The following is a 26334-nucleotide window of genomic DNA, read 5'->3' as shown; positions in this document are numbered from 1 at the left end:
TGTCAATCCTACTGTGCGCGGAGGACAGAACCACCACTCGGCACCCTCAACGAGGCGGCTGAGATGTCCGTAGCCGGCAGAACCCCATTACCCTCGACTCCCCCCACACGCCAGGCTTTGATCGGACGCGCCGCCCCCGGACGGGTTGACCCGCGCTCGGGCGGGTCGGGGGTCGCGGCCGGACCGTCCGTGCCGTACGTTTGCGGCGCCCCGGAAGCGGCCTTGATCTTTACCGGCCGGAACCGGGACGATCGACCCGATCGACCCGACACGTGCTCTCTAAGAGGTGACAGATGGGGCTGGACAACGTCGCGGTGCACTGGCCGCGGACCGGCCGCTTCTACGATCCGGTGGCGCCGGCCGAGTTCGTCGACTTCGGCGAGATCGTCGACCTGCCACGGATCTCCGCGCCGACGGCGGCGCTGGCCGAGCTGATCGCGAAGACCGGCACCGTCCGGGCGACCGCGTACACCGAGCTGGTGGATCTCCTGCTCGGCCTCGAAGGTGTGTTGTATGCCACAGACGCCGCCGCCGAGGACGAGGATCCGGTGATCGACCCGGACGGCTGCGCCTGGATCGCCGGCGGCATCGAGCGGTTCGTGGCCGGCCACCGGGAGTACGGCGAGACGGTCACCTTCGACTCGGTGAGCACGGTGCTGCGGGCGCTGCTCGGCGACGGCCGGTTGGCCGAGCAGCAGCTGCGCTGGCTGGAGACCCGACTCGACGCGCTGCGCGACGAGCGCGGTGATCCGCCGCAGTGGAACTTCACCTGCGCGGAGCTGGGCGTGCTGGCGGCGTTCTACCGACGCTGCGCCGAGCGCGGCTTCGCCGTCTACGCCGACGCCTGAGCGGCCGTCCCGCTCTGCGGGGCGGCCGGGTCGCCGCCGGGCCGGTTGGCCGCCGCGATCACCTGCGTGAGCACCGCGTGCAGGTGCTGCAGGTCCTCGACGGGCAGCCCGAGGCGTTGCACGATCGCGGCCGGGATCCGCTCGGCCTGGACGCGCAGCGCGGCGCCGGTGGCGGTGAGGGTGACGGCGAGGCTGCGTTCGTCGGCGGCGTCGCGTTCCCGGCGCAGGTAGCCGGCTGCTTCGAGCCGCTTGAGCAGGGGCGACAGGGTGCCCGGGTCGAGCTGCAGCAGGCGGCTGAGGTCGCGGCCGGACAACGGCGCGTGCTGCCACAGCGCCAGCATCACCAGGTACTGCGGGTGGGTCAGCCCCATCGGTTCCAGCAGCGGCCGGTAGACGGCCACCACGCTGCGTGCGGCGACCGACAGGGCGAAGCAGACCTGTTGCTCCAGCGCCAACGGATCGACGCCCTCCGGCTGCCCGCTCATCGGTTGCTCGCTGACTGCATGCTGACTATCGTAGCGATCGTTGGTGTGCCAATCATTGGTGTGGCAACTGATCGCGTGGAGGGACTGCGGATGAGCGAGGACGGCACGGCGAACAGGACGCCGGGCGAGGGTGGTCGCCTGATGCGGTGGACGTTCCGGAACCTCGCCGGCCCGGCCGACGGGGTCGCGGGCGCCGTGCAGGGTGGCTCGGCCGAGGCCCGCGAGGCGTGGAAACGCGACCTGGCCGAGCGCAAGCGCTACACCCAGGAGCAGCGCGAGCGCAAGCGGGCGGCCCGCGAAGCCGACCGGCGGCGCTGAGAGGGCCGGGCTCAGCCGTACGTGTCGCGCGGCCCCCGACCGCGCACCCGGCGCGGCCCCTTCTGCCAGGACGGCGCGGCCGGGCCGTGGATGTGCAGCTTGCGCACCACGTTGTGCCCGACCTCCTGGGCGATCTGCTTGAGCAGCGAGCCGGCGAGCAGCCGCAGTTGGGTCGCCCAGGCCGTCGAGCGCGCCTCCACGGTCAGTTCGCCGTTCTCCAGCTTGACCGGCCGGCTGTGCTGGGCGACCTCGGCGCCGACCACCCGCTCCCAGGCGCCGAACACGGTGGCCTCGGCGGCGGGCTGCTGCCAGCCGCGCGCCTTGACCAACCGGTTCAGCACGGCGCTGAGGGGTTGCGGGTCGCGCGGGTCGGGGCCGGGGCCCGAGTAGCCACGCAGCCGCCGTCCCGAGCCGCTGGCGCCGTCCGCGCCGCTCCCGGGGGTACGCCGGGTGCGCGCCGCCGCCTGCCGGCGGGACAGCGCCGCGTCGAGCACCGCCCGGGCCAGCTCCGGCCCGGTCGCACCGTCCGCCGGCCCGCCGCCGTCGACACCGGCCGCGCCGCTTCCGGCCACGACCGGACCGCCGGCGCCGTCTCCGGTCGCTCCCGACCGTGCGGTACGCGCGTTCGCGGCGTCACCGGCCTGCCGGCCGCTGCCGGTGCGGTTGGCGCCTGACCGCCTGGCGTCCGGTTCATCCGACACGTCGTACCGTCCCCTCGCCGACCTGATAGCGGGTGCCGCGCAGCGCGGCCGGCACGTCGTCGTCCACGGCGCAGGTGACCAGCAGCTGACTCGCCCCGCCGACCAGCTCCGCCAGCCGCTCCCGGCGCCCGGTGTCCAGCTCGGCGAAGACGTCGTCGAGCACCAGGACCGGCTCGATACCGTCGGCGCGCAGCAGGTCGTACCCGGCCAGCCGCAGGGCGAGCGCGAAGGACCAGGACTCGCCGTGGCTGGCGTACCCCTTGGCGGGGAGCGGACCGAGGGACAGGGCCAGCTCGTCGCGGTGCGGGCCGACGAGGGTGGTTCCCCGTTCGATCTCGGCGGTGCGGGAGGCGGCGAGCGCGGTCGTCAGCGCCTCGGCCAGCGTGGCCCGGTCGGTGGTCGGCTCGGCCAGCTCGATCGACGGCCGGTAGGCGATACCGGCCGCGCCCCGTCCGGCGGCCACCGCGTCGTACGCCTTGGCGACGTGCGGGGTGAGCGCGGCGACCAGCTCCAGCCGCCCGGCGAGCAGCTCCGCGCCGTGCTGGGCCAGGTGGGTGTCCCAGACGGCGAGGGTGCCGAGGTCGCCGCCCCGGGAACCGCCGGTCTTGCGGGCGAGGTACGCGGTACGCAGCAGAGCGTTGCGCTGCTTGACGACCCGCTCGTAGTCGGCCCGTACTCCCGCATAGCGGGGTTGCCGGTTGACCAGGAGGTCGTCCAGGTAGCGACGGCGCTCGGCCGGATCGCCGCGGACCAGCTCCAGGTCCTCCGGCGCGAAGAGCACCAGTCGCAGGGCGCCGAGCACGTCCCGCGCCCGGCGCGCCGGGGAGCGGCCCAGCCGCGCCCGGTTGGCCCGGCCCGGCACGATCTCCAGCTCAACGAGGAGTTCCCGGCCGTCGTGGATTACCGCGCAGCGGATCACCGCCGAGGTGGCGCCCATCCGGACCAGCGGCGCGTCCGTGGCGACCCGGTGCGAATCCAGGGTCGCCACGTAGCCGAGCGCCTCGACGAGATTGGTCTTGCCGACGCCGTTGGCGCCGATCAGGACGTTCGCCCCCGGCTGGAGGTCGACGGCGACCCGCTCGTACGAGCGGAAGTCGACCAGTTCCAGCCGGTGGACGTACACAGGGTGTGGATACCGCTCAGCGCTTGTGGACGGCGTGGCCACCGAACTGCTGGCGCAGCGCGGCGACGGCCTTCATGGCGGGTGAGTCGTCCTGCCGGGAGGCGAACCGGGCGAACAGGGAGGCGGTGATGACGTTCAGCGGGACGGCGAGACGGACCGCCTCGTCGACGGTCCAGCGACCCTCGCCGGTGTCCTCGGTGTAGCCGCTCAGATCGGCCAGCTCCGGGTCCTCGTCGAGGGCCCGGTCCAGCAGGTCGAGCAGCCAGGAGCGGACCACGGTGCCCTCGCGCCAGGACTTGAACACGCCCGGGACGTTGGTCACCAGCTCGGAGGCGGTCAACAGCTCGTAGCCCTCGGCGTAGGCGTGCATGAGGCCGTACTCGATGCCGTTGTGCACCATCTTCGAGTAGTGCCCGGCGCCGACGGGGCCGGCGTGCACGAAACCGAACTCCCCCTCCGGCTTGAGCGCCTGGAAGATCGGCATGAGCCGGTCGACGTGCTCCTGGGCGCCGCCGACCATCAGCCCGTAGCCGTTCTGCCGGCCCCAGACGCCCCCGGAGACGCCGACGTCCACGTAGCCGATGCCGCGCTCGTTCAACCGCTCGGCCCGGGGAGCGTCGTCGCTGAAGCGGGAGTTGCCGCCGTCGATGATGATGTCGCCCTCGCCGAGCACCCCGGCGAGTTCGTCGATCGTGGCGTCGGTGACGCCGGCAGGCACCATGACCCAGACCGCCCGCGGCGATTCCAGCTTCTGCGCCAGCTCGGCGAGGCTTGCCGCGTCGCTCAGCTGCGGGTTGTGATCGAAACCGACCACCTCGTGGCCGGCAGCCCGCAACCGCTCGCGCATGTTGCCGCCCATCCGGCCGAGTCCTACCAGGCCGAGCTGCATTTGTTCCTACCTCCGTGGATCTGGGTGTTGCTGGGCGCGATCAGCGAGACACGCGGATCGGCATGATGAGGTACCGATACCCCGGAATGGTCTCGCCATCCTCGCCGGCGGGTGAGATCACCGCGGGTTTGAAGGCGTCGACGAACGACAGCACGGCGGTCTGCGAGCCCAGGTTCGCCAGGCCGTCGATGAGGTACTGCGGGTTGAAGCCGATGGTCAGCGCGTCACCGGTGAAGGTGGCCTCCATCGCCTCGCTCGCCCGTGCCTCCTCGGAGCCGCCGGCCTCGACCACCAGCCCGTCGGCGCTGAAGCTGAGCAGCACCGGGGTGGTGCGCTCGGCCACCAGGGCGACCCGCTTGACGACCTCGATCAGGGTGCTGACCGACACCCGGGCCTCGGCGTTGTGGGTGGCCGGGAAGAGCGAGCGCACCGGCGGGTAGTTGGCGCCGTCGAGCAGCCGGCTGGTGGTGCGACGGGTGCCGCCTGCGAGGCCGACCATGCCCTCGCCCGCCGCGCCCTGAGCGAGGGCGAGGGTGACCTCGCCGCCCAGCGGGCCGAGCGCCTTGGCGGTGTCGTTCAGGGTGCGGGCCGGGACCAGGGCGTTGATACTGACCTCGGGGTCGTCGGGCCGCCACTGGATCTCGCGCAACGCCAGCCGGTACCGGTCGGTGGCGAGCATCGACAGCGTGTTGCCGGAGAGCTCGACGCGGACGCCGGTCATCATCGGCAGCGTCTCGTCCCGGCCGGCGGCGATGGCCACCTGGGAGACCGCTGTGGCGAACGCCGCGGCGTCGACGGTGCCGGCGCTCTGCGGCATCTCGGGCAGGGCGGGGTAGTCCTCCACCGGCATGGTGGGCAGGGTGAACCGGGCGCTGCCGCAGACCAGTTCGAGGTGGGCGCCGACCGCGGCGATGTCGACCGGCTTGGCCGGCAACGCTTTGGTGATCTCGGCGAGCAGGCGACCGGAGACCAGCGCGGCGCCGTCGGCGTCACCCTGCACCTCGACGGTCACCTGACTGGAAACCTCGTAGTCGAAACCGGAGACCCGCAGGTTGCCGTCGGTGACGCGGAGCATCACCCCGGCGAGCACCGGTACGGATGGCCGGTTCGGCAGGCTCTTCGCGGTCCACGCCACGGCCTCGGCGAGCGCGTCGCGCTCCACTCGGAACTTCATCAATGCCTCCGCGTCGACGTCACCGACAACTCTCTCATGCCGACCGCTGCCTACCGTCCCGCCCGACCGTGCGGGTACCCATCGCACCTTAGGGCGCAGGGACATCGGCTGTGCGCCCGACCCCGTGGATCGTGTCGATGCTGACCGGCCTGTCCGGCAGCGTTCGGCCCGATCCACAGAAAGCCCAACGGTGATGATTGGTTTTTGTTCTCTTAGAAGAGATAACCCATCGTCTTCATCGCACCTGTGCAAACTGTGGAGAACTCGGGTCTGCGCAGCTCAGACAGGTTATCCACCGGTGAGTTGGCTGTGGAGAACCGGGGGTACAACTGCCTCGGGTGTCCACAGCCCGGCGACGACGGCCGGTTGTCCACCGTTGTCCACCGGTTGTCCACCGGTAATCCACCGACTTTCTCCCCATGCCTGTGGACGACCGAGAAGATCACCATTGCTGTTGTCCCCAGAACCTTCAACAGCTCGTACACAGGTCGACGGTCATCGGTGGACAACCTCGTCGTTGTCCCCAGCCGTCCACAGCGTCGTACACAGGGTTTCTCCACAGCCTGTGGGTAACTGGCGGAGGACGGACCGTAGTTATCCACCGACGGTGGATAACGAGCTGTGGACAACGAGTGAGTATCAAGGTGGACACGGCGTCGATCCTGTGGTCTGCACCATGTCGAGGGTCAAGCCGAAGCCGCCCGGGAGGCGAGCCGAGGCCCGCCGGAGTCGAAAAAAAGAACGCCCGGCCGGATCTCCGGCCGGGCGTGTCCGCCGCGTCGTGCGACGTATCCCTCAGGTGTTCTGCTTGATTCGGTTGGTCAGCTCGGCGATCTGGTTGTAGAGCGAACGCCGCTCGGCCATCTGCTGGCGGATCTTGCGGTCCGCGTGCATGACCGTGGTGTGGTCCCGGCCGCCGAACGCCTGCCCGATCCGGGGCAGCGACAACTCGGTCAGCTCCCGACACAGGTACATGGCCACCTGGCGGGCGTTGACCAGCACCCGGGAGCGGGACTGGCCGCGCAGGTCCTCCAGGCTCACCCCGAAGTAGTCGGCCGTGGAGACCATGATCTGGTCCGCCGTGATCTCCGGGCCGGCGCCGTCCGGGATGAAGTCCCGCAGCACCTCCTCGGCCAGCGACAGCTCGACGGTCGACCGCGTCAGGCTCGCGAACGCGGTCACCCGGATCAGCGCGCCCTCCAACTCCCGGATCGAGTTCGACACCCGGGAGGCGATGAACTCCAGCACGTCCGGCGGGGCGTACAGCCGCTCCTGCGCCGCCTTCTTCTGCAGGATCGCGATCCGCGTCTCCAGATCCGGCGGCTGGATGTCGGCGAGCAGACCCCACTCGAAGCGCGTCCGCAGCCGGTCCTCCAGCGTGGCCAACTGCTTCGGCGACCGGTCCGAGGTGATGACGATCTGCTTGTTGGCGTTGTGCAGGGTGTTGAAGGTGTGGAAGAACTCCTCCTGCGTACGCTCGCGGTTCTCCAGGAACTGGATGTCGTCGATCAGCAGGATGTCGACGTCGCGGTAGCGCCGCTGGAACGCGCTGGTCTTGTCGTCCCGCAGCGAGTTGATGAAGTCGTTGGTGAACTCCTCGGTCGAGACGTACCGCACCGACCGGGCGTTGCCGAGCGTCGTGGCGTAGTGCCCGATGGCGTGCAGCAGGTGCGTCTTGCCCAACCCAGAGCTGCCGTAGATGAACAGCGGGTTGTACGCCTTCGCCGGCGACTCGGCCACCGCCACGCTCGCCGCGTGGGCGAACCGGTTGGACGAGCCGATGACGAACGTCTCGAACATGTACTTCGGGTTCAGCCGGTTGCCGCCGGTGTCGGTGCCGGGCAGTCGGCGGTCGTCGCGGCCGCCCGCGCGGTGTTCCATCCCACTGCGGCCCGGACCGCTGTCCGTCGCACCGTCACGGGGCAGCGAACGGATCACGTGCTGGTCCCGGGGGGACGCGGCGTCCTCGCGGTAGCGGGGCTCGTAGGGCCGGGTGTCGGGGCCGGGCGGGTCGAGGCGGGCCGCCTGTTCGTCGTACCCGCGCCGCTCGGGCGCCGGTCGGGGCGACCGCATCGGCTCCACGAAGGCCGCGCTGAAGAGGGCCTCCTGCCCGTCCCGGCTGGCGGGGATCAGGCCGGACCGGTGCCCGTCGACGGCCGACGCGGGAGGCGGACCCGCCGGTGCCGGCGGCACGGCGCTCGCGGGTGGGCGCTGCTGCTCACCAATTGCCTCGTCGGCCACACCTCGCCCGGTGTACTCGTCGCCGAGCGGGGCGGACGGCGGATCCTCGACGTCGAGCAGCCCCGGCTCGGGGGTGCTGCGGTAGACGGTGCCGGCCGGGCGCCCGGTGGCGTCCTCGGCCACCCGCACGGTCACGGCCACCTGGATCGGCCGGCCGAGCCGGCGGGTCAGCGCCTCGGTGATCGCCGGGCGGAGCCGCGACTCGATCACGTCCCGGGTGAACGCGTCCGGTACGGAGAGCAGCGCGGTGTCCTCGACGATCGCCCGGAGCCGGGTCAGCCGGAGGTAGGCACGTTGCTGGGCAGAGATGATCTCGTCGGCGAGCTCGTCGGTCGCCGCCAACCACACCGCGGCAAGGTCGGTCGTACCGGCCACCGTCGTGCCACCCCCTCGCCTCTGCTCCCGGCCGCCGCTGTCTGCCAGCCGGCCGTCCCGGGCCCGCCGCGTGCGCGGGTGGAACAACACCCACCCGGACAGCTGACCAGCGGTCGTCCACAGGTTATCCACAGCCTGTGTACCGACCGATTGTGGCCGCCCGCCGGGCGCGGGTGGGACCTGCCCCCTGCCTGGACGTGCGCTGAAGCGGGTTCACCGTGCCGAACGATTCACCAGCGTGTCCGGTCTTGCCTGCGCGCGACGACCGGAGCTTCCGACGCTCACCGCAATCGGGCACGGTAACAGCGTTGTCCCTGCCCCATCAACCGGCGACGCGGCAGCGGCCTTGTCGGCATCAGCGAAAACCGCCCCTTCGGTCCCGGGCGCGTCCCGATGTCCCCCGCTGTGGGTGTTTGACGGTCATTGCACCCCTGCGTAGGCTGGAGCGGCTGCTCTCTCGTCCTCTGCTAGGGTGATGGGTGCTTGCTGTCCGCGGTCGCATCCCCGCACCGCCGAGGTTCGGCTCCGCAGGGCAGCACCGATCGGTGGCCACCGTCGAGGTGGCCTGGACCACCCCACGACCCCGGCGATCCCGTCGCGCGGGGCGCGTACGAAAACGGAGAGCCTGACGTGAGCAAGCGCACCTACCAGCCGAACAACCGCCGGCGCGCGAAGACCCACGGCTTCCGGCTGCGCATGCGCACCCGTGCCGGCCGTGCCATCCTCTCGAGCCGCCGCGCCAAGGGTCGCACCACCCTGTCGGCCTGAGCCGACCGGGCCGGTCCGGGGGACGTGGGCAGTCGTGCTGGCCGCCGCACAGCGACTGCGGCGTAGCACTGACTTCGCCGCAGCGGTTCGCGGTGGCCGTCGCGTCGGCCGAGGCGCGGTCGTGGTCCACCTGACCATGCCGTCGGCCACCGGGACCAGCACAACGACCTCGCCGGAGCCGGCGCGGGACACCGTTGCGGAGCAGCCCTCCGCTCCGGCCCGCGCCGGCTTCGTCGTATCCAAGGCCGTCGGAAACGCGGTGGTCCGCAACAAGGTCCGGCGTCGACTGCGGGCGTTGGTCCGGGAGCGGCTGGACGCGCTGCCCGCCGGCAGCACCCTTGTCGTCCGGGCGCTGCCCGCCGCGGCCGAGGCGTCGTATCCCCGGCTCGCCGCGGATCTGGACTCCGCCATCGCGGTTGCCCGCACCCCCCGGGAGAGGCGGTCCCGGTGAGCACCGACCCGACCGCCCCGCGCCCGACGTCAACCGGTGCCAGGGTGCTGATCGCGCCCATCATCGCGTACCGTCGGTGGATAAGTCCGGCACTGCCGGCTCGCTGTCGGTTCTACCCGTCGTGCAGTGCGTACGCCCAGGAGGCGGTGGCCCGGCACGGCGCGCTCCGGGGAGCCGCGCTGGCGGTCCGGCGGCTGTTGCGCTGCCACCCCTTCCACCCTGGTGGACATGACCCGGTGCCGGAGCCGGGCGGTCGCCGCCGTGCCGATGTGACTGGAGCACCGAATTGAGTCTCGACTGGATCTACTACGCGATTTCGTGGATCCTGCTGACCTGGCACTCCGCCTGGGACGCCATCGGGGTGCCCATCGACGCGGTGATCGGCACCAACTTCGCCTGGATCCTGGCCATCGTCTTTCTGGTGGTCTCCGTCCGGGTGATCCTGTTCCCGGTCTTCGTCAAGCAGATCAAGTCTCAGCGGGCGATGCAGGCACTGCAGCCCAAGGTCAAGGAGCTGCAGGAGAAGCACAAGGGTGACCGGGAGACGCTCCAGAAGGAAATGATGGAGCTCTACCGGAAGGAAAAGGCCAACCCGCTCATGGGCTGCCTTCCGATGTTCCTCCAGATCCCCGTCTTCCTCGGCCTCTTCCACGTGCTGCGCCGCCTCGACCCGGCCAAGCAGAGCAAGACCCTCTACGGCTGGACGGTCGAACAGTTCGACAGCGCGTCGAACGCCAAGCTGTTCACCGCCCCGATCGCCGGCAAGTTCGGCTCCAGCGCCGACGAGCTGGCCCGTCTCGGCGCCAACGGCACCACGGTCAAGATCATCGCCGGTATCCTGGTCCTGGTCATGATCGCGACCACCTACCTGACCAGCCGTCAGATGATCCTCAAGACCGGGTGGGCTGAGGACCCGCAGCAGCGGATGATCCAGCGGCTGATGCTCTACGGCATCCCCGCCTCGCTGTTGATCTCCGGCTCGATCTTCCCGATCGGTGTGATCATCTACTGGGTCACGAACAACCTCTTCACCCTCGGGCAGCAGCAGTGGGTGCTGCGGAAGTTCCCGCCGCCGGTGACCGCCAAGAAGGCCACCGCCCCCGCGGCCACTCGCAACCCGGTGCAGCCCGCCAAGTCGGGCGGCCTGTTCGGGCGCGGCAAGGCCGCCCCCACGGCCCCGGTCAAGGCGACCGCGCCGAAGGTGGCGGGCCCGAAGCCGGGCGCCAAGCCGGCCAACCCGAAGAAGAGCCGCCCGGCCAAGCGGCAGGGCTGAACCCCGTAGGGCTCGTCGCCGGGCAACCGGCGGCGGCCCGACCCCGCACCGCGCAGCCGCCGTACGGCCGGCGCCGGGCGGAACCGACCGCGCACGACGCGGTCACGGGCGACACTGCCCGTACAGACGTGCCCGTGGGCACCGGCGACCTCCCGCCGGCCCCGGGAAACCAGCGGACCCGACGGTCCGGCCGAGCGAGTACGGAGATGAGACCGTGACCGAGACCAGCATCCCCCGCGCCGAGCAGTCCCTGGACGAGGAGGAGACCGCGACGCTCGCGGTCGACGGCGACGACACCGAGGACGACGAGACCGAGGCCGACGGCGACGACACCGAGGCCGCCGCCGGTGGTCGTGAGAAGAAGGCCGTGGGCGAGTCCGACCTGTTCCGGCAGAGCGAGATCGCGGCCGACTACGTCGAGGGGCTGCTCGACATCCTCGACTACGACGGCGACATCGACGAGCTGGTCGCCGGCGGCCGTCCGGTGGTCGAGGTGGTCGGTGCTCGACTGCAGAACATGGTCGGTCAGCGCGGCGCCACCCTGGAGGCGCTCCAGGAGCTGACCCGCCTCGCCGTCTTCCGGCAGACCGGTACGCCGAGCCGCCTGCTGCTCGACGTCGGCGGCTACCGGGCGAACCGCCGCAAGGAACTCGCCGCCGTCGCCAAGAACGCCGTCGAGAAGGTCAAGGAGTACGGCGAGCCGGTGCGCCTGGAGGCGATGTCCGCGTTCGAGCGCAAGTGCGTCCACGACGTCGTCAACGCCATGTCCGGCGTGGAGAGCGAGTCGGAGGGCGTCGAGCCCAACCGGCGCATCGTCGTGCGACCGGCGGACTGACCGGGTGACCCACGACGACACCACGGCTGACGCCGTGACCGGCCCGGGCGGTACGCCGTCCGGGCCGTCCGCTGTCCGGCGTGCCACTGCCGACACCGACCCGACGGAGTACGACGAGGCTGCCGCCGGCCCGTCCTCGGCTCTCCCCGCCGACGGCTCGCCGCCACCGGCCGCCTCGGCCGACGGCACACCGTCGCCGTCGGACGTCGCGCTGCCGCCCGAGCTGGCTCCGGCCGCACTGACCCTCTTCGGTGACCGGCTCGACCTGGCCGCCGCGTACGCCGAAATCCTGGCCACCGACGGTGTGGTCCGCGGTCTGATCGGCCCGCGCGAGGCGCCCCGGATCTGGGACCGTCATCTGCTCAACTGCGCCGCGGTGGTCGAACGCATTCCGACCGGGGCGAGCGTGCTCGACGTGGGCTCCGGCGCCGGTCTGCCCGGTCTGGTGCTGGCCATCGCGCGCCCCGACCTGACGGTCACCCTGATCGAACCGCTGGCTCGGCGGACGTCGTTCCTGATCGAGGTCGTTGAGCGGCTCGGCCTGACCAGGTCGGTACGGGTGTTCCGCGGCCGCGCCGACGAAGCCGCCAGCGGATCGAGTGGCCGGGAACCGATCAGCGGCGACGTGGTGACGGCCCGCGCGGTCGCACCGCTGGACCGGTTGGCGACCTGGTGCCTCCCACTGGCCGTGCGGGGTGGGCGGCTGCTGGCGCTCAAGGGATCGTCCGCCGCTGCGGAGATCGAGGAGCACGCCGACGTCGTGGCGCGACTCGGTGGCGGGGAAGCCGCCGTACACCTCTGTGGTGTCGGGGTGATCGACCCGCCCACGACCGTGGTGGAGATCGTCCGTGAGCGGATGGTCGGTCCGGCCCGGCCGGCTGCCAGTAAGCGCTCCCGCGGCGGGCGAGCTCGCCGCCGCTGACCATCGCGCCATCGGGCGTCCGGTCGGAGGGTTGCCTCGTTGTACCGGTACGGATGGACGAGCGAATGAGAACCCGACGTGGACCGGCCGCGCCCGTCCGCCGTAGGCTGACCGCGCGTCGATAATGTGGAGCGGCCGACGGACGTCGCGGACTCCGACCGCTCCCGAGGGGCCGTACGCTCCGGGGTGCGAGCGCGGGTGTGGCCAAGTTGACCGGGGCGCGGACCGACCATCCGAAGCGGGCAGGGATGACAGGTGCATGACGACGGCAGGTACGACGATCCACGCGTGACCGGGTCAACCAGCGACCCTGTTTCACGTGAAACCGACTACCCCAGCTGGTCGCCCGGTGCCACCGGGGCGTCCACCCCTCCAGCGGACAGCGATCCGCTGGTATCGCGGGACGACCCGGCGGTTCACCTCGCCGGGTTGGAGACTCCCGAGCCGACGGCTGGTCGTCGAGCATCCGACGGACCCAGTCGACCGGTCAACGCCGCCGAGGTGCGACAGCCGCTCGGCCGGCGGAACACGGCCGCGGCGGTTCGCTTCGAGCCGGCAGTGCCGCACCAGCCGACCGCAGCGGCGGCACGCGATGCGGCGCCGGTGGTCCCGGACGTACCGGTCACGTCGACCGAGTCGCTGGCCGCGGTCGCGGCCGATCCCACGTACGTTTCACGTGAAACCCCGACGCGCGAAGAGGATGACCCACCGTTGGCTATGGAGGCGATGCGCGCCGTGCAGATCCTGAATCCCAGTGGCGAGGTGACCATGCCTCGACCGGACCGGACCCGGGTCATGTGCGTCGCCAACCAGAAGGGCGGCGTGGGTAAGACCACGACCACGGTCAACCTCGCGGTGGCACTCGCCCTGCATGGCAACCGGGTGCTCGTGGTCGATCTTGACCCGCAGGGCAACGCCTCGACCGGCCTCAACGTGCCGCACCACACCGGCATCCCCGACGTCTACGACTGTCTGATCAACAGCGTGCCGCTCTCCGAGGTGGCGCAGGCGGTTGAGGGCATCCCCAACCTGTGGTGCGTACCGGCCACGATCGACCTCGCCGGCGCGGAGATCGAGCTGGTGTCGGTGGTGGCGCGGGAGTCGCGCCTCGACCGCGCGATCGCCGCCTACCCGGGCCAGTTCGACTACGTCTTCATCGACTGCCCGCCCTCGCTCGGCCTGCTCACGGTCAACGCTCTGGTCGCCGCGCAGGAGGTGCTGATCCCGATCCAGTGCGAGTACTACGCCCTGGAGGGGCTCAACCAGCTGATCAACAACATCAACCTGGTGCGGCAACACCTCAACCCGAAGCTCGACGTGTCCACCATCCTGCTCACCATGTACGACCGGCGTACCCGCCTCGCGGACGCGGTCGAGCAGGACGTCCGGAACCACTTCGGCGACAAGGTCCTCCAAGCGGTCATCCCCCGCAACGTGCGGGTCTCCGAGGCACCCAGCTACGGCCAGTCGGTGATGACCTACGATCCCGGTTCGCGGGGCGCCACGAGTTACTTCGAGGCCGCCCAGGAGATCGCCGAGCGGGGCGTCAAGGAGCCGGTGGGTCGGAATGCGTAGTGGGGACAAGTCGCTGGGAGGCGTGGCATGAAAAACCGTCCTCGGGGCGGTCTGGGACGGGGCCTGGGGGCGCTCATCCCGACCGGGCCGGTGCCGGGTGCCGCCGGCACCGTGACGGCCGAGTCGGAGAACGGGCACGTTGACGTCGACGACGGTGCGACCGCCGGGACCCAGTCGACGGCTCCCGTCGTGTCGACAGTCCACCAGCCCGAGCCCACGCTCAGTCCCGTGCCGGGTGCCCGGTTCGCGGAGATCCCGGTCGACGCGATCGTGCCGAACCCGAAGCAGCCCCGCCAGGTCTTCGACGAGGAGGCGCTGGAGGAACTGAAGACGTCGATCCAGGAGGTCGGTTTCCTCCAGCCGATCGTCGTGCGTCAGCTCGACGACGAGAAGTACGAGCTGGTGATGGGCGAGCGCCGTTGGCGGGCTGCCCAGGCGGTGGGCCGGGAGAACATCCCGGCGATCGTCCGGGACACCCGCGACGACGCCATGCTCCGCGACGCGCTGCTGGAGAACATCCATCGGGCCAACCTGAACCCGTTGGAAGAGGCCGCCGCGTACCAGCAGTTGCTGGAGGAGTTCGGTGCCACCCACGAGGAGTTGGCCCGCCGGATCGGCCGCAGCCGGCCGCAGATCTCCAACACGATCCGGCTCTTGAACCTGCCGGCCCAGGTGCAGCGCCGGGTTGCCGCGGGCATCCTGTCTGCCGGCCACGCCCGTGCGCTGTTGAGCCTCGACGACTCGGAGGCCCAGGAGCAGTTGGCGTTGCGCATCGTGGCCGAAGGGCTGTCGGTGCGGGCGACCGAGGAGATCGTGGCTCTCACCCTGAACGACGGCCCGGCGAAGGGCCAGGCCGCCAAGCGGCGACCGAAGCCGCACGCGCCCGCCCTGTCGGATCTCGCCGATCGACTGTCGGACCGCTTCGACACCCGGGTGAAGGTGGACATCGGCCGGAGCAAGGGCAAGATCACGATCGAGTTTGCCACGGTGGACGACCTGGAGCGGATCGTCGGCATCATCGGCGTGCCGCAGGAGGAGGAAGAGACGGAGGACTGAGCGTCCCGTCTCCCATTACGGCCGCGCGTCCCCCCGGGGTGCGCGGCCGTTCCGCATCCGTCCCCGTTTCACGTGAAACGGCACCACGCGCTCAGCGGTCAGAACCTGTTCGCTCTCGGCTGGCCAGCCCCCGGCCCCGGGTGCCGGCTCGGCCGCAGGTGCCTGGCGGCGAGCGCATGAACCGGTGCCATCTCGGTGCGGCACACGAGAGTTCGGTAAGTCGAAGTGGTCGACCCCTCGGCGACGCGCTGCCCGTACCTAGGCTGGGATGGTCGACGCCTCAGCGGCGCGGTGCCAGGACTGGGCCGCGATAGTCGGCCCCTCGGCGGCGCGGTGCCAGATCCAGGCCGGGACGGTCGGCCCTCGGTGGCGCGGCGCCCAGACCTAGACCGAGATGGTCGACCCCTGGGCGGCGCGGCGCCAGAACTGCGGCGGGACGGTCGGCCCTCGGTGGCGCGGTGCCAGATCTGGGCCGGGACGGCCGGTCCCTCGACGGGGCGCTGTCGGATCCTGGGGAGTCGACGGGCCCGAGAGGCCGAGCGCCGGCTGCGCGAAGCGCAGCGTGGGTCGACCGCGAAGTCAGTGTGGGCTCACGCTCGCGAAGCTGGCGAGCGTGGCGCGGAGTGAGCGCCGACGGTCGCGCGATGTCCGTGCGGGTTCAGCCGTGCAGAGTCAGCGAGGACAGCAGCACCGAGTCAGCTGGAGCAGAGCACGGAACCGACCAGCCCACGGCGCGCGAGACCCGCGAGGGCAGACCGGACGGCGGATGACCTACACGGGCGCCGAGGGGCGCTCGCAGGGCGCCGGGTCGACCCGAGGCACCCCTCTCCGCCCTCGGGACGGCAGCGGCTCACTGAGGGGCCGCACGGGGCACCTGCTCGTCTGCCCTGAAGGGCGTCCGTCGCGGGGCTGAGCCAGAGCCACCCGTTTCACGTGAAACGGCGACCATGCAAGCACCGGCCCCGCCGGCACATGGCACACCGCCAAGGCCCCAACCCTCCGGGCGAGGCGACCTCGGTGCCGCCCGGTACCAACACGGCGACGACGGGGTACGCCGGCAACGACTGAGGGGCCGAAAAGTTATCCACACCCGTTGTCCACAGGCACCCCTCGTTTCACGTGAAACCCCGCGTGAAAGCGGGTGCCAGCCTGTGGATGACGGCCTGTGTTCGCGTTCTCGGCAGCCTGTGGATATCGCTCCGGCGGTCAGCGCTGACGGGAACAGCGATCGACGATGAACGCTGATCGGGAGGGTCGGGACCGGTCGAACAGGTAGGGGACAGCGGTGCCAGACTCGGTTAGGGTCAGCGTCGTGCACGACACCCCTCCCTCAGTCCCGGACTTCACCCAGTGGCCCTCGTTTCCCTTCGAGGGTGACCTCCGCGTGAAGCAGCTCGACGACCCGGTCCCGGTCGAACCGCCACGCAAGGGCGAGGGCCTCCGGGAATGCACCGCCTGCAACGCTCCGGACGACGCCTACATCTGGGTGGGAGAGCGGTGGCGGGTCCGCGCCATGGACCGGCCGACCGGCCTGCCGATGGTGCTCATCCTGGAATCGCGGACCCACCTCGACCTGGGTGACCTGCCGAATCTGCTCGCCGCCGAGCTGGGCGTGATGACCGTACGTCTGGAGCGGGCCATCCGGTCGCTGGACGGCGTGGCGCGGGTGCACGTCAACCGGTGGGGCGACGGCTCCGCCCACCTGCACATGTGGTTCCTGGCTCGACCGTACGGCCGGCTTCAGTTGCGAGGGACCTTCCTGTCCCTGTGGGATTCGATCCTGCCGCCGATCTCCGAGGCGCAGTGGCGGGAAAATCTAGCGCTCGTCGCTGCCTGGCTCGCCGAGTTCGGTGGCCGGCCGCTGGCCGAGCCGCCCCGCATCCAGTGGCAGGCGCCGTCGAGCCTGCTGGCCCAGTCCGCTGCGGCGGCTGCCCATGCCGCAGCCGCCCAGGAGGAGGTCGTGTCGGTCATCGAGGCGGCCGAGGAGATCCCGGAGCCAGCAGTCGAGAGCGACGCCGACGCCCCCGACCCTGGCGCTGACGGGGACGGCGGCCCGAAGACCCCGGCCCTGGACACCAGCCCGGGGGCCGCATCCCCCGGCGCCACGGTAACCGGCGCCACGGCAGCGGACGCTGCCGCGTCGACGCACTCCGACAGCTCGACTGCCGAAGCCGTGGCCGAATCCGCGAAGGCGCCCGAAGACGCCCCCGAGTCGACAGGCGATCAACGCGGCCCGGTCATTCCGTCCCCCCGCAGCGCCCCCACCATCGTCACCGACGACGGGCGCATCCCACCCGACGTACCCGCGCCACGCTGACCGCCGGTTCGGCCGTGGGTTGGCGAGAGGTCCGCGGATGCGGCACCCGCCGACCGCACGGCCGGCGGGTAGTGCGATGGGTCGAGGTCAGGGTCAGGCCGTGCGGCGGGCGGCGGCCCGGGTCACCAGCGAGCCGAGGAGGCGGCCGAAGTCCAGGCCGGCGGCCTGGACGGCCAGCGGCAGCAACGACGTCTCCGTCATGCCGGGCGAGACGTTGACCTCCAACACGTGCGGCTGGCCGGCGGCGTCCACGATCACGTCGACCCGGGACAGGTCCCGCAGACCGAGCGCGGTGTGCGCGGCGAGAGCGACCTCGGCCACCGAGGCGGCCACCTCCGGCTCCAGCCGGGCCGGAGCGTGCCACGTGGTCCGACCGGCGGTATAGCGGGCGGCGTAGTCGTACACGCCGTTACGCGGCACGATCTCCACCGGCGGCAGCGCCTGCGGGCCGTCCCCGAGGTCGATCACGGAGACCGCCACGTCCATGCCGGGCACGTACCGCTCCACCAGTGCCGTCGAGTCGTACGCGAAGCAACCGACCATCGCGGCCGGAAGTGACGCGGCGTCCCGGACCACCGCGGCGCCCAGACCCGAGCCGCCCTGCGTCGGCTTGACCATGAGCGGAAGACCGAGCCGGTCGGCGATCCGGTCCAGCACGGCAACCGCGCCCAGTTCGGAGAAGCGGTCGTGCGGCAGGGCCACCCAGTCCGGCGTGGGGATGCCCGCCTCGCGCAGGACCGCCTTCGCGGAGGGCTTGTCCCAGGCGAGCCGGGAGGCCCGGGCGTCGCAGCCGACGTACGGGATGCCGCACAAGTCCAGCACTCCCCGCAGCGAGCCGTCCTCCCCGGTGGCGCCGTGCAGGGCGATCACGACCGCGTCCGGCGGATCGGCCGCGAGGGCGGGCAGGAGTGCCACGTCGGCATCCCGCAGCTCGGCCTCGACGCCCACGGCACGCAGAGCGTCGAGCACCCGACGACCGGAGCGCAACGACACGTCCCGTTCGTAGGAGAGCCCGCCGGCGAGCACCAGCACACGCAGGTCGGCCGCGACGGCGGAATCGGTCACGGAGAAGCGCTCGGCAGCGGTCGTACCCATGCCGGCATCATGCCAAGTCGGGACCCGGCACGTCGGAGCCGGGCCGGCCCCGCCGGCCGGCGGGGCCGGCCCCGGCGCCGAAGACGCGGCGCGTCGCGATCTCCTGCTCCATGACGCCGGCCAGTCGGCGGACGCCTTCGCGGATCCGCTCCGGGGGCGGGAAGCTGAAGTTCAGTCGCATGGCGCCGGTGCCCGTGCCGTCGGCGTAGAAGCCGGTGCCGGGCACGTAGGCGACCCGGGCGGCGATGGCGCGCGGCATCATGGCCTTCGAATCGAGCCCGTCCGGCAGGGTGGCCCAGACGAAGAGGCCACCGGCCGGGGTCGTCCAGCTGGTGCCCTCGGGCATCAGATCGGCCAGCGCGTCGAGCAGTGCGTCGCGGCGTTCGCGGTAGACCTCGCGGTAGACCTTGAGCTGTTGCCGCCACGGCATGGTGCCGAGGTAGGTCGCCACGGCGGCCTGCGCGTAGCCGCTGGGGCAGAGGATCTGCGCCTCGCTCGCGATGACCAGCTTGTCGCGGACCGCGTGGGGCGCGAGGATCCAACCGACCCGCAGGCCGGGCGCGAACGTCTTGGAGAAGGTGCTGAGGTAGAAGACACCGTCGCGCCGCCGGGCCCGCAGCGGTGCCGGGGCCTCACCCTCGAAACCCAGCTGGCCGTAGGGGTCGTCCTCGATCACGAGCAGGCCGGCGCGCTCGCAGATGTCGAGCACGCGTTCCCGGCGCTCCTCGCTGAGCGTCACGCCGGTCGGGTTCTGGTAGGTGGGGATGGTGTAGAGGAACTTGACCCGCCGACCGGCACGGGCGAGGTCGGCGATGGCCGTCTCCAACGCCTCGGGGATCAGCCCGTCGGCGTCCATCGGCACGTGCACCACCTGCGCCTGGGCGGCCTGGAACACCCCGAGCGCGCCGACGTACGTCGGGCCCTCCGCGAGCACCACGTCACCGGGGTCGAGGAAGAGCCGGGCCACCAGGTCGAGCGCCTGCTGCCCGCCCACCGTGACCACCACGTCCTCCGGTGAGGCGCCGCACGCGGCGTCGATCCCGGAGAGGGACATCACCTCGCAGATCCGCTCGCGCAGCTCCAGGGTGCCCTGCCCGATGCCGTACTGCAGGGTGGTCACACCGTGCTCCGAGCCGAGCCGACCCAGCATCTCGCCGACCGCGTCGAGCGGCAGCGCGGCGATGTACGGGGCGCCACCGGCGAGGGAGACGACCTCGGGTCGACTGGCCACCGCGAAGAGTGCTCGGATCTCGGAGGCGGTCATCCCGCGTACCCGCCGGGCGTACCGGTCGGTGTAGTCGTCGAGTGTCGTGCCGGTCATGACCTCACCTCGATCGCAGCTCGGGTGGCTCCCGCCCCGGGTACCCCGCACGCTCCTGACCATGGCGGACGGGACACCGATTGTCGATCCTAGTCCGCCGAGGCCAGCCTGCCTCCGCGCCGGGACGGATCGACCACATGGCGGACCGTCCCCGATGGGGTGGGCATTTGCGCGTCCCCTCCCGTCCGGTCGATCGGCGGCGTACGATCGCTCGTCGGGGGCAGGAAGGCGGCGCTGTCGTTCCATGCCGGCCTCACCACCGAGCCTATTGTGGGGATGCGCCATATGTCGCGACGTCTGGTCAGCCTGACCCTCGACACGCTGGAGGACCTTCCGCGCCCCTGCCGCCAGTGCGTCTACTGGGAGCTGGATCCGGTCTCGGCCGACCGGGCCTGCGCCGCCGGTGACCCGGGCCTGGAGAAGGAGGCGTGGGTCTCCCAGACCCTGCTGGAGTGGGGCTCCTGCGGCAAGCTCGCGTACGTCGACGGCATGCCGGCGGGCTTCGTGATGTACGCCCCGCCCGCCTACGTGCCCCGCTCGATGGCCTTCCCGACGTCGCCGGTCTCCGCCGACGCCGCCCTGTTGATGACCGCCAACGTGGTCGCCGCGTTCGCCGGCGGCGGGTTGGGCCGCATGTTGGTGCAGGGCGTCGCCCGGGACCTGACGAAGCGGGGGATCAAGGCGATCGAGGCGTTCGGCGACGCCAAGTTCGGCGACGCGGACGATCCGGCCGGCGGGTGCGTGGCACCGGCCGACTTCTTCCTCTCCGTCGGCTTCAAGACGGTACGTCCGCATCCCCGGTTTCCCCGGCTGCGCCTCGAACTGCGCACGGCGCTGAGCTGGAAGTCCGACGTCGAGTACGCGCTGGAGAAGCTGCTCGGGTCGATGAGCCCGGAGACCCTGCTCCGGCCGGTCCGGCCCGCCCCGGCCACCCGCTCCACCAGCGGCTGACGCGCTCGCCGTCAGTCGACCACCGTGCCGGCGGTCACCACCGCCCGCAGCTCGCTGACGTCGAGGGAGCCGGTCGGCACGTCCCGTTCGATCGGGTAGTACATCCGCTGCACCGCGGCCACGATCGCCTCCACCACCCGGTCCCGAAACCGGGGGTCGACGAGCCGGGCGCGGTCCACGGGTGAGGTGAGGTAGCCGACCTCCACCCGGACCGCCGGCATCCGCGTCAGCCGCAGCAGGTCCCACGCCTTGGCGTGCGTACGGCAGTCCCGCAGCCCGGTCCGCGCCACGATCTCCCGCTGCACCAACCCGGCCAGCCGCTCACCGGTCGCCGACGTCACCCCGTTGTCGGTGCCGTAGTGGTACGTCGCCACCCCGTCCGCGTCCGGGTTGGCGTGCCCGTCCAGGTGCAGCGAGATGAAGACGTCGGCGCCGAGCGAATTCGCCAGCAGCGCCCGGTCGGTGTCCGGCAGGCACGTGTCGGGCGCGGGACCGCGGGTGAGCTGAACCCGCACCCCGGACGCGGCGAGCCGCCCCTCCAGCCGGCTCGCCAGGTCGTGTACGAGATCCGCCTCCGTCCAGCGCAGCGGCCCGTCCGGCACCACCATGCCCGGGTCGGTGCCACCGTGGCCGGGGTCGATGACCACCGTCTTGCCGACCAGCGCCGGCCCGGACTGGCGGATCGCGTCGGACTCGCGAAGCCACTGGGGGCGGCCGCCGACGACCTTGCGACCGATCCGGCGCAGCGCGTCCATGGTGTGCGGCCCGCAGGAGCCGTCGGGGGTGAGCCCGACCTCGCGCTGGAACTGCGCCACCGCACGGGAGGTCCGGATGCCGTAGATGGCGTCGGCGCGGCCCACGTCGTACCCCATCTCCAGCAGTCGTTCCTGCAGCGACCGGACGTCCTCGCCGGTGAGCGGCTCGGGGATCGCGTGATAGAGGGTGCGGGCGCCGAGCCGCCAGCGGGCGGCGTCCAACGCCCCCCAGGTCTCCGAGCCGACCCGGCCGTCCACGCTGAGCCCACGGGACTGCTGGAACGCCCGGACCGCGCGTTCCGTGTCCAGGTCGAACTCGTCGGTGTGCGGACCGGCGGCGGCGAGCAGGTCGAGGCCGGTGAGGATGGTACGGATCTCCGTGACCGCGGGTCCCCGGTCTCCGGCTCGGATCGGACGCACGCACGACCCCCTCTGCACGAATCTGGCTGGCCGGGCGGCCCCGGCTTGAGGTTATGCGTTCCGGGGCGACCAGGTGGCTCGGCCTGGAAAAACGCCGTTCGTGCCGGCCGGGGAGACAGCGAACCCCGCACCCGACGAGCGGGTACGGGGTTCGGTGGTGTCCCTGCGGATCAGAGGGCCGACTCGATGAGCCGGACCAGCTCGCCCTTCGGCTTGGCGCCGGCGATCGACTGCACGGGCTGGCCGTTCTTGAAGACGGTGAGGGTCGGCACCGACATGACCCGGTAGGCGCGGGCGGTCTCCGGGTTCTCGTCGATGTTGAGCTTGACGATGGTGACCTGGTCGCCCATCTCGCCCGCGATCTCCTCGAGCAGCGGCGACACCTTGCGGCACGGCCCGCACCACTCGGCCCAGAAGTCCACCAGCACCGGCTTGTCGGCCTGCAGCACGTCAGCGACGAAGCTCGCGTCCGTGACCGCCTTGGTATTTCCCACTATTGCCCTCCTCCGGGATGTGTTTCCTGTTTCAGCTGAGCGTCGCGATGAACCGCTCGGCGTCGAGCGCGGCGGCGCAGCCGGTGCCGGCCGCGGTGATCGCCTGGCGGTAGGTGTGGTCGACCACGTCACCGGCGGCGAAGACGCCGGGCACGCTCGTCCGGGTGCTGGGGGCCTGGACCTTCACGTAACCCTCGTCGTCCAGCTCGACCTGGCCCTGGAAGAGCTCACTGCGCGGGTCGTGACCGATGGCCACGAACACACCGGTCACGTCCAGCACCTTGGTCTCGCCGGTGTGCACGTTGCGGACCCGTACGCCGGTGACCTTGCCGTCGGCGCCCAGGACCTCTTCGACGGTGCTGTTCCACTCGACCTTGATCTTCTCGTTGCTCAGCGCCCGGTCGGCCATGATCTTGCTGGCCCGGAAGGAGTCGCGCCGGTGGATGATGGTCACCGAGTCGGCGAAGCGGGTGAGGAAGCTGGCCTCCTCCATCGCCGAGTCACCACCGCCGACGACGACGATGTGCTGGTTGCGGAAGAAGAAGCCGTCACAGGTGGCACACGAGGAGACACCGTGACCGAGGTATTCCTGCTCACCCGGCACACCCAGCGGACGCCAGGCCGAACCGGTGGAGAGGATGACCGAGCGGGCCCGGTAGGCCGTCTCGCCGACCCACACGGTGCTCACCGCGCCGGCGCCGGAGTCGCCGGTGTCGACCAGCTCGACCCGGGTCACGTCGTCGGTGAGGAACTCGGCGCCGAACCGCTCGGCCTGCTTGCGCATGTTGTCCATCAGCTCGGGGCCGAGGATGCCGTCGGCGAAGCCGGGGAAGTTTTCCACCTCGGTCGTGGTCATCAGCGCGCCACCGGACTGCACGCCCTCAATGATCAGCGGCTTCAGGTTGGCGCGCGCCGCATAGACCGCAGCCGTGTAACCGGCCGGGCCGGAGCCGATGATGATCAGGTTGCGGACCTCGTCCACTGCCGTCTCCCGAGTTGTGTGTGTTCGGCGTCGGCGCGCGCACCGATGCTGATCCGAGTGCCGACGCCTGGGGGGTGCCGGCAGCTGACTTCCAGAACGTCATCGTACGAAGCGGGGATTCCCGAGCCGGGTATCGGCGTGGGTCAGGTCACGTGGACGCTCATCGCACCGACGACCGCGGATTCACCCTACCCGCGCCGAATACCGGCTGTCCGAGCCGGACCCGGGTACGCCACACTCGGGGCCGCTCACCCAGGCCCAGCGGGCCCCGGTCGCGTCGGTGAACCGGATCACCAGCGCCTGCTCGCCCTGGAACCGCGCGTAGTCGATCACTTCGACGACCAGCGGGGCCGAGCCGTGCTCCGCCGCCACTGCCGACAGGCAGTCGGTCAACGCCGCCTCGCCGCTCAGCCGAGCCAGCTGGTCCGACCCGTCGGGGGCGGGCCGTCGACCCCCTTCGGCGTCCACCCCGTGCTGCTCGCGGGGGCCGCCGCTGCTCTCCCCCAGCAGCGGCGACGGCCGTGTGGTCGCTGTCTGGCCGAGGGTCTGCGGGGTGTAGTCGGTTCCGCTGTGCAACGCCGGCCCGGAGGTGCGGGCTGCCCCGGCCGCTGCCGCAACATCGGGTGCGCTCGCCGGACGGTCCATGGCACCGCTGTCCGTGGTGTTCGTCGAGAGTTGGTGCAGGCCCAGACCGACCGCGACGACGGCGACCGCCGCGGCGGCCACCGGAGCGGCGGTCCGAGCCCAGCGGCGCTGCCGGCGACCCGGGCCGGTGGCTCTGCCGCGACCCGACTCGGTCGGCGACGGGCCGCCGGGGCGACGCCCGCCCTGTGCCGGGACACTGACCGGCGTCGCGGGAGCACCCGGCTCGGGCGACCCGGTGGCGCCGGTGAGGGTGGCCGAGGCGTCGTCCGTCGGGGTGTCGGCCGCGGCCAGCGCGGCGGCGATCCGTTCGGCGACGGCCGGGGGCAGCTCCGGGGAGGGCTCGGCCCAGCGGGCCAGCTCGGCGCGGACCTGCGTCACCGCGGGAGCCAGCAGCGCGTACGCCTCGGCCCAGGCCGGGTCCGCGTCGACCAGCCGGGCGATCTGGGCTTGCTGTGGTGTGCCGTCCAACGCGCCGCCGAGGTAGTCAGCGAGCAGGTCGGTGTCGACCTCCCTGAACCCCTCGTTCGTCACGCGTCCTCCTGGCTGGTGTCCTGCCGGTACCGAACCGACCCCGATCCGACGCCCTCGGCCGGGCGCGGGTTCCCCGGCGTGACGCCGGGCACGTCCGCGTTCCGGCCGGCCGGGACCGGCTGCGATGGCGTCGCCGGCCGCAGATGCCCGAGCAGCACCGCCAACCGTGCCCGACCCCGGGCACAGCGGCTCTTCACCGTCCCCTCGGCGACACCGAGGATGCGGGCCACCTCGGCCACCGGGTAGCCCTGCACGTCCACCAGCACCAGGGCGGCCCGCTGCTCGATCGGCAGCGCGGCGAGCGCGGCGCGGACGACCAGCGCCGTGTCATGGTCCTGCGCCGGCGCGGCCGGCTCGACCCCGCCGGTGCCCGATCCGTCGCCGGACCGGTTGCCGTCGGGCAGTGGAACGGTGGGGTGTGCCTGCCGGCGTCGGATCCGGTCCAGGCACGCGTTCACCACGATGCGGTGCAGCCACGTGGTGACGGCGGAGTCGCCACGGAATCGGCCGGCCGCCCGGTGTGCCGACAGCAGGGCGTCCTGGAGGGCGTCGGCGGCCTCCTCGCGATCACCGAGCGTCCGCAGGGCCACCGCCCAGAGCCGGTCGCGGTGCCGGTGGAACAGCACCGCGAAGGCGTCCCGGTCACCGGCGACGTGGGCGCGCAGCAGCTCGAGGTCCGTTGCCGCGTCGCGCCCGTCCATCACCACGTCCAGCGGATGCGGTGCCCGGGTCGTGCTGGCCGGATCACGAACCCTGGACCGTAATCTCCTGCACGCCGAGCCGGAAGCCGTCCTCGTCGCCGATGGCCGGCAGCTCGGTGAACCAGAGCAGCAGGTAGCGGTACTTCTCGTCGGCGTTGAAGCCGTTGAAGGTCATCGTGGTGCCGTCGTGCTCCTTCAGGACACCGATCTCGGTCTTGTAGTTCGCCACCATCTGCTTGTCGCCGTTGGAGGTCGACGGGTAGCCGGACGTGCCGGCGAGCAGCTTCGCGGTGGCGCCTCGACCGGAGAGCACGGCCTGCACCGACTTCACCGTGTGCGGCGAGCCCAGGTCCAGCCAGACACCCATGCCGGCCTTGAGGTTCCCGTACGTGGCGTTCGGATAGCGGTCGGTCTCCCAACCCTTGTCGTTGTCGCCGTCGATGATCTTGTCGGCGCCACCGAGTTCGTCGCGCTTGCTGCTGTCCGGGTCGATGATCCGGATGCCCTGCACGCCGAGGTTGCGGACCGTGGCGGCGGCCGGGGTGGCCTCGCCGGCCGGAGCGCTGGCGGTGGGCGTGGCCCCGGCGCTGTTCTGCGGGTCCTTGTCGTCGCCGCCCAGCGCGCTGATGCCGATGAGCAGACCGACCAGGGCGACCGCCAGCAGGCCGGCGATGCCGATGGCGACCTTGCGACCACCGGCCGCGGCCAGCGGTGACGGCTCGTCCTCGGTGTCGGCGGCGAACCGCAGCGGCCCGCCGTTGTCGAGGTAGTGCTCCTCCTCGGCGGGCACGTCCAGCCGGGCCAACTCGGCCGCCAGCACGTCGGACGACGGCGGAGCGATCTCGGCGTCGAGCAGATCCATGGTCAGGTCGTCCAGGTACGCGGGCACCCCGGCCCGAACCTGGCGGGGCGCCGCGAGGGCGCCCCCGGCGTCCCGGACCGCGTCCGGGATGGCGGCCCGACCATGGCCGGCGGTGGGGCCGCGCCGCGGCGCCGCGGCGGGCGGGCCGAGACCGGGGAGTGCGACGTAGAGGACGCCGCCGACCCCCCGGAGGTCACACTCCAGGCGGGCGTCACCCGCGGTGCGT

General features: G+C 71.7%; 25 protein-coding genes and 1 pseudogene. 12 read left to right on the top strand and 14 right to left on the bottom strand.

All coding sequences use genetic code 11. The features are described from left to right. The first annotated feature begins 293 nt into the window (after positions 1-293). Entirely contained in the window at positions 294-848 is a 555-nt protein-coding gene (locus ABZU46_RS03645) for a hypothetical protein (protein ID WP_234584449.1), read from the top strand. On the opposite strand, the gene ABZU46_RS03640 is transcribed toward ABZU46_RS03645, so the two are convergent. Then, the gene (locus tag ABZU46_RS03640) at positions 833-1333 is read right to left on the bottom strand and encodes a MarR family transcriptional regulator (RefSeq protein WP_354854849.1); all 501 of its coding nucleotides are present in this window, start codon (positions 1331-1333) and stop codon (positions 833-835) included. The genes ABZU46_RS03645 and ABZU46_RS03640 overlap by 16 nt on opposite strands. A 90-nt stretch (positions 1334-1423) precedes the next feature. Between ABZU46_RS03640 and ABZU46_RS03635 the strand changes: the two genes are divergently transcribed. Then, the gene (locus ABZU46_RS03635) at positions 1424-1651 is read left to right on the top strand and encodes a hypothetical protein (RefSeq protein ID WP_354854848.1); all 228 of its coding nucleotides are present in this window, start codon (positions 1424-1426) and stop codon (positions 1649-1651) included. Between the two features lie 11 nt (positions 1652-1662). On the opposite strand, the gene ABZU46_RS03630 is transcribed toward ABZU46_RS03635, so the two are convergent. The 5 genes from ABZU46_RS03630 to dnaA form a co-directional block, all read right to left on the bottom strand. Beyond that, complete coding sequence (locus tag ABZU46_RS03630; protein WP_354855010.1) at positions 1663-2223, bottom strand: DciA family protein; 561 nt, start codon at positions 2221-2223, stop codon at positions 1663-1665. Positions 2224-2341: 118 nt separating this feature from the next. Beyond that, on the bottom strand, positions 2342-3475 hold the full coding sequence (gene recF / locus ABZU46_RS03625) for a DNA replication/repair protein RecF (RefSeq protein ID WP_354854846.1): 1134 nt from the start codon (positions 3473-3475) through the stop codon (positions 2342-2344). Positions 3476-3491: 16 nt separating this feature from the next. After that, a complete protein-coding gene (gene gnd, locus ABZU46_RS03620; protein WP_354854844.1) occupies positions 3492-4364 on the bottom strand; it encodes a phosphogluconate dehydrogenase (NAD(+)-dependent, decarboxylating) in 873 nt (290 codons plus the stop codon). A gap of 40 nt (positions 4365-4404) precedes the next feature. Continuing rightward, positions 4405-5538 carry a DNA polymerase III subunit beta gene (gene dnaN / locus ABZU46_RS03615; RefSeq protein WP_354854842.1) on the bottom strand — a complete coding sequence of 378 codons (1134 nt, stop codon included), beginning with the start codon at positions 5536-5538 and terminating at the stop codon, positions 4405-4407. A 795-nt stretch (positions 5539-6333) separates the two neighbouring features. Continuing rightward, complete coding sequence (gene dnaA, locus ABZU46_RS03610) at positions 6334-8154, bottom strand: chromosomal replication initiator protein DnaA (protein ID WP_354854841.1); 1821 nt, start codon at positions 8152-8154, stop codon at positions 6334-6336. 630 nt (positions 8155-8784) lie between these two features. Between dnaA and rpmH the strand changes: the two genes are divergently transcribed. From rpmH to ABZU46_RS03565, 9 genes are all read left to right on the top strand, one after another. Continuing rightward, positions 8785-8922: a 50S ribosomal protein L34 gene (rpmH, locus tag ABZU46_RS03605; RefSeq protein ID WP_007453904.1), complete on the top strand. Its 138-nt coding sequence runs from the start codon at positions 8785-8787 to the stop codon at positions 8920-8922. A 34-nt stretch (positions 8923-8956) separates the two neighbouring features. After that, entirely contained in the window at positions 8957-9373 is a 417-nt protein-coding gene (gene rnpA, locus ABZU46_RS03600) for a ribonuclease P protein component (protein ID WP_354854839.1), read from the top strand. Then, the gene (gene yidD / locus ABZU46_RS03595) at positions 9370-9663 is read left to right on the top strand and encodes a membrane protein insertion efficiency factor YidD (RefSeq protein WP_354854837.1); all 294 of its coding nucleotides are present in this window, start codon (positions 9370-9372) and stop codon (positions 9661-9663) included. The genes rnpA and yidD overlap by 4 nt, the downstream gene beginning before the upstream one ends. Further along, positions 9660-10646, top strand: a complete 987-nt coding sequence (gene yidC / locus ABZU46_RS03590) for a membrane protein insertase YidC (protein WP_354854835.1) — start codon at positions 9660-9662, stop codon at positions 10644-10646. Before yidD ends, yidC begins: the two co-directional genes overlap by 4 nt. Positions 10647-10860: 214 nt before the next feature. Beyond that, the gene (locus ABZU46_RS03585) at positions 10861-11481 is read left to right on the top strand and encodes a R3H domain-containing nucleic acid-binding protein (RefSeq protein ID WP_354854833.1); all 621 of its coding nucleotides are present in this window, start codon (positions 10861-10863) and stop codon (positions 11479-11481) included. 211 nt (positions 11482-11692) lie between these two features. After that, positions 11693-12403 (top strand): 16S rRNA (guanine(527)-N(7))-methyltransferase RsmG, encoded by a 711-nt coding sequence (rsmG, locus tag ABZU46_RS03580; protein WP_308195401.1) that lies wholly within the window; start codon positions 11693-11695, stop codon positions 12401-12403. Positions 12404-12658: 255 nt separating this feature from the next. Continuing rightward, entirely contained in the window at positions 12659-13978 is a 1320-nt protein-coding gene (locus ABZU46_RS03575; protein ID WP_354854831.1) for a ParA family protein, read from the top strand. A gap of 27 nt (positions 13979-14005) precedes the next feature. After that, positions 14006-15034, top strand: coding sequence for a ParB/RepB/Spo0J family partition protein (locus ABZU46_RS03570; protein WP_354854829.1), 1029 nt, complete (start codon positions 14006-14008; stop codon positions 15032-15034). Positions 15035-16346: 1312 nt separating this feature from the next. After that, positions 16347-17351 (top strand): hypothetical protein, encoded by a 1005-nt coding sequence (locus ABZU46_RS03565; protein ID WP_354854827.1) that lies wholly within the window; start codon positions 16347-16349, stop codon positions 17349-17351. A gap of 93 nt (positions 17352-17444) precedes the next feature. On the opposite strand, the gene ABZU46_RS03560 is transcribed toward ABZU46_RS03565, so the two are convergent. Together ABZU46_RS03560 and ABZU46_RS03555 are read right to left on the bottom strand one after the other, a co-directional pair. Then, positions 17445-18446 carry a D-alanine--D-alanine ligase gene (locus tag ABZU46_RS03560; RefSeq protein WP_354854826.1) on the bottom strand — a complete coding sequence of 334 codons (1002 nt, stop codon included), beginning with the start codon at positions 18444-18446 and terminating at the stop codon, positions 17445-17447. A 7-nt stretch (positions 18447-18453) separates the two neighbouring features. Continuing rightward, on the bottom strand, positions 18454-19767 hold the full coding sequence (locus tag ABZU46_RS03555; RefSeq protein WP_354854824.1) for a PLP-dependent aminotransferase family protein: 1314 nt from the start codon (positions 19765-19767) through the stop codon (positions 18454-18456). Positions 19768-20052: 285 nt separating this feature from the next. On the opposite strand from ABZU46_RS03555, the gene ABZU46_RS03550 reads away from it, so the two are divergent. After that, positions 20053-20718, top strand: a complete 666-nt coding sequence (locus ABZU46_RS03550; protein WP_234588686.1) for a GNAT family N-acetyltransferase — start codon at positions 20053-20055, stop codon at positions 20716-20718. Between the two features lie 11 nt (positions 20719-20729). Here ABZU46_RS03550 and ABZU46_RS03545 read toward each other — a convergent pair whose 3' ends face one another. From ABZU46_RS03545 to ABZU46_RS03520, 6 genes and pseudogenes are all read right to left on the bottom strand, one after another. Further along, positions 20730-21893, bottom strand: a complete 1164-nt coding sequence (locus ABZU46_RS03545) for an N-acetylmuramoyl-L-alanine amidase (RefSeq protein WP_354854821.1) — start codon at positions 21891-21893, stop codon at positions 20730-20732. 170 nt (positions 21894-22063) lie between these two features. Further along, entirely contained in the window at positions 22064-22387 is a 324-nt protein-coding gene (gene trxA / locus ABZU46_RS03540; RefSeq protein ID WP_007453873.1) for a thioredoxin, read from the bottom strand. Positions 22388-22418: 31 nt separating this feature from the next. Next, positions 22419-23369 (bottom strand): thioredoxin-disulfide reductase, encoded by a 951-nt coding sequence (trxB, locus tag ABZU46_RS03535; protein ID WP_354854819.1) that lies wholly within the window; start codon positions 23367-23369, stop codon positions 22419-22421. A gap of 183 nt (positions 23370-23552) precedes the next feature. Beyond that, a complete protein-coding gene (locus tag ABZU46_RS03530) occupies positions 23553-24545 on the bottom strand; it encodes a hypothetical protein (RefSeq protein WP_354854818.1) in 993 nt (330 codons plus the stop codon). Further along, complete coding sequence (gene sigM, locus ABZU46_RS03525; protein ID WP_354854816.1) at positions 24542-25246, bottom strand: RNA polymerase sigma factor SigM; 705 nt, start codon at positions 25244-25246, stop codon at positions 24542-24544. The genes ABZU46_RS03530 and sigM overlap by 4 nt, the downstream gene beginning before the upstream one ends. Before the next feature lie 43 nt (positions 25247-25289). After that, positions 25290-26334 (bottom strand): annotated as a pseudogene (locus ABZU46_RS03520) (serine/threonine protein kinase); the annotation flags it as partial.

The sequence above is a fragment of the Micromonospora sp. NPDC005197 genome (genome assembly GCF_040608295.1).
Lineage (GTDB): Bacteria > Actinomycetota > Actinomycetes > Mycobacteriales > Micromonosporaceae > Micromonospora.
Note: the sequence above shows the minus strand (reverse complement) of the source record. Positions and strands in the feature narration are given on the sequence as shown.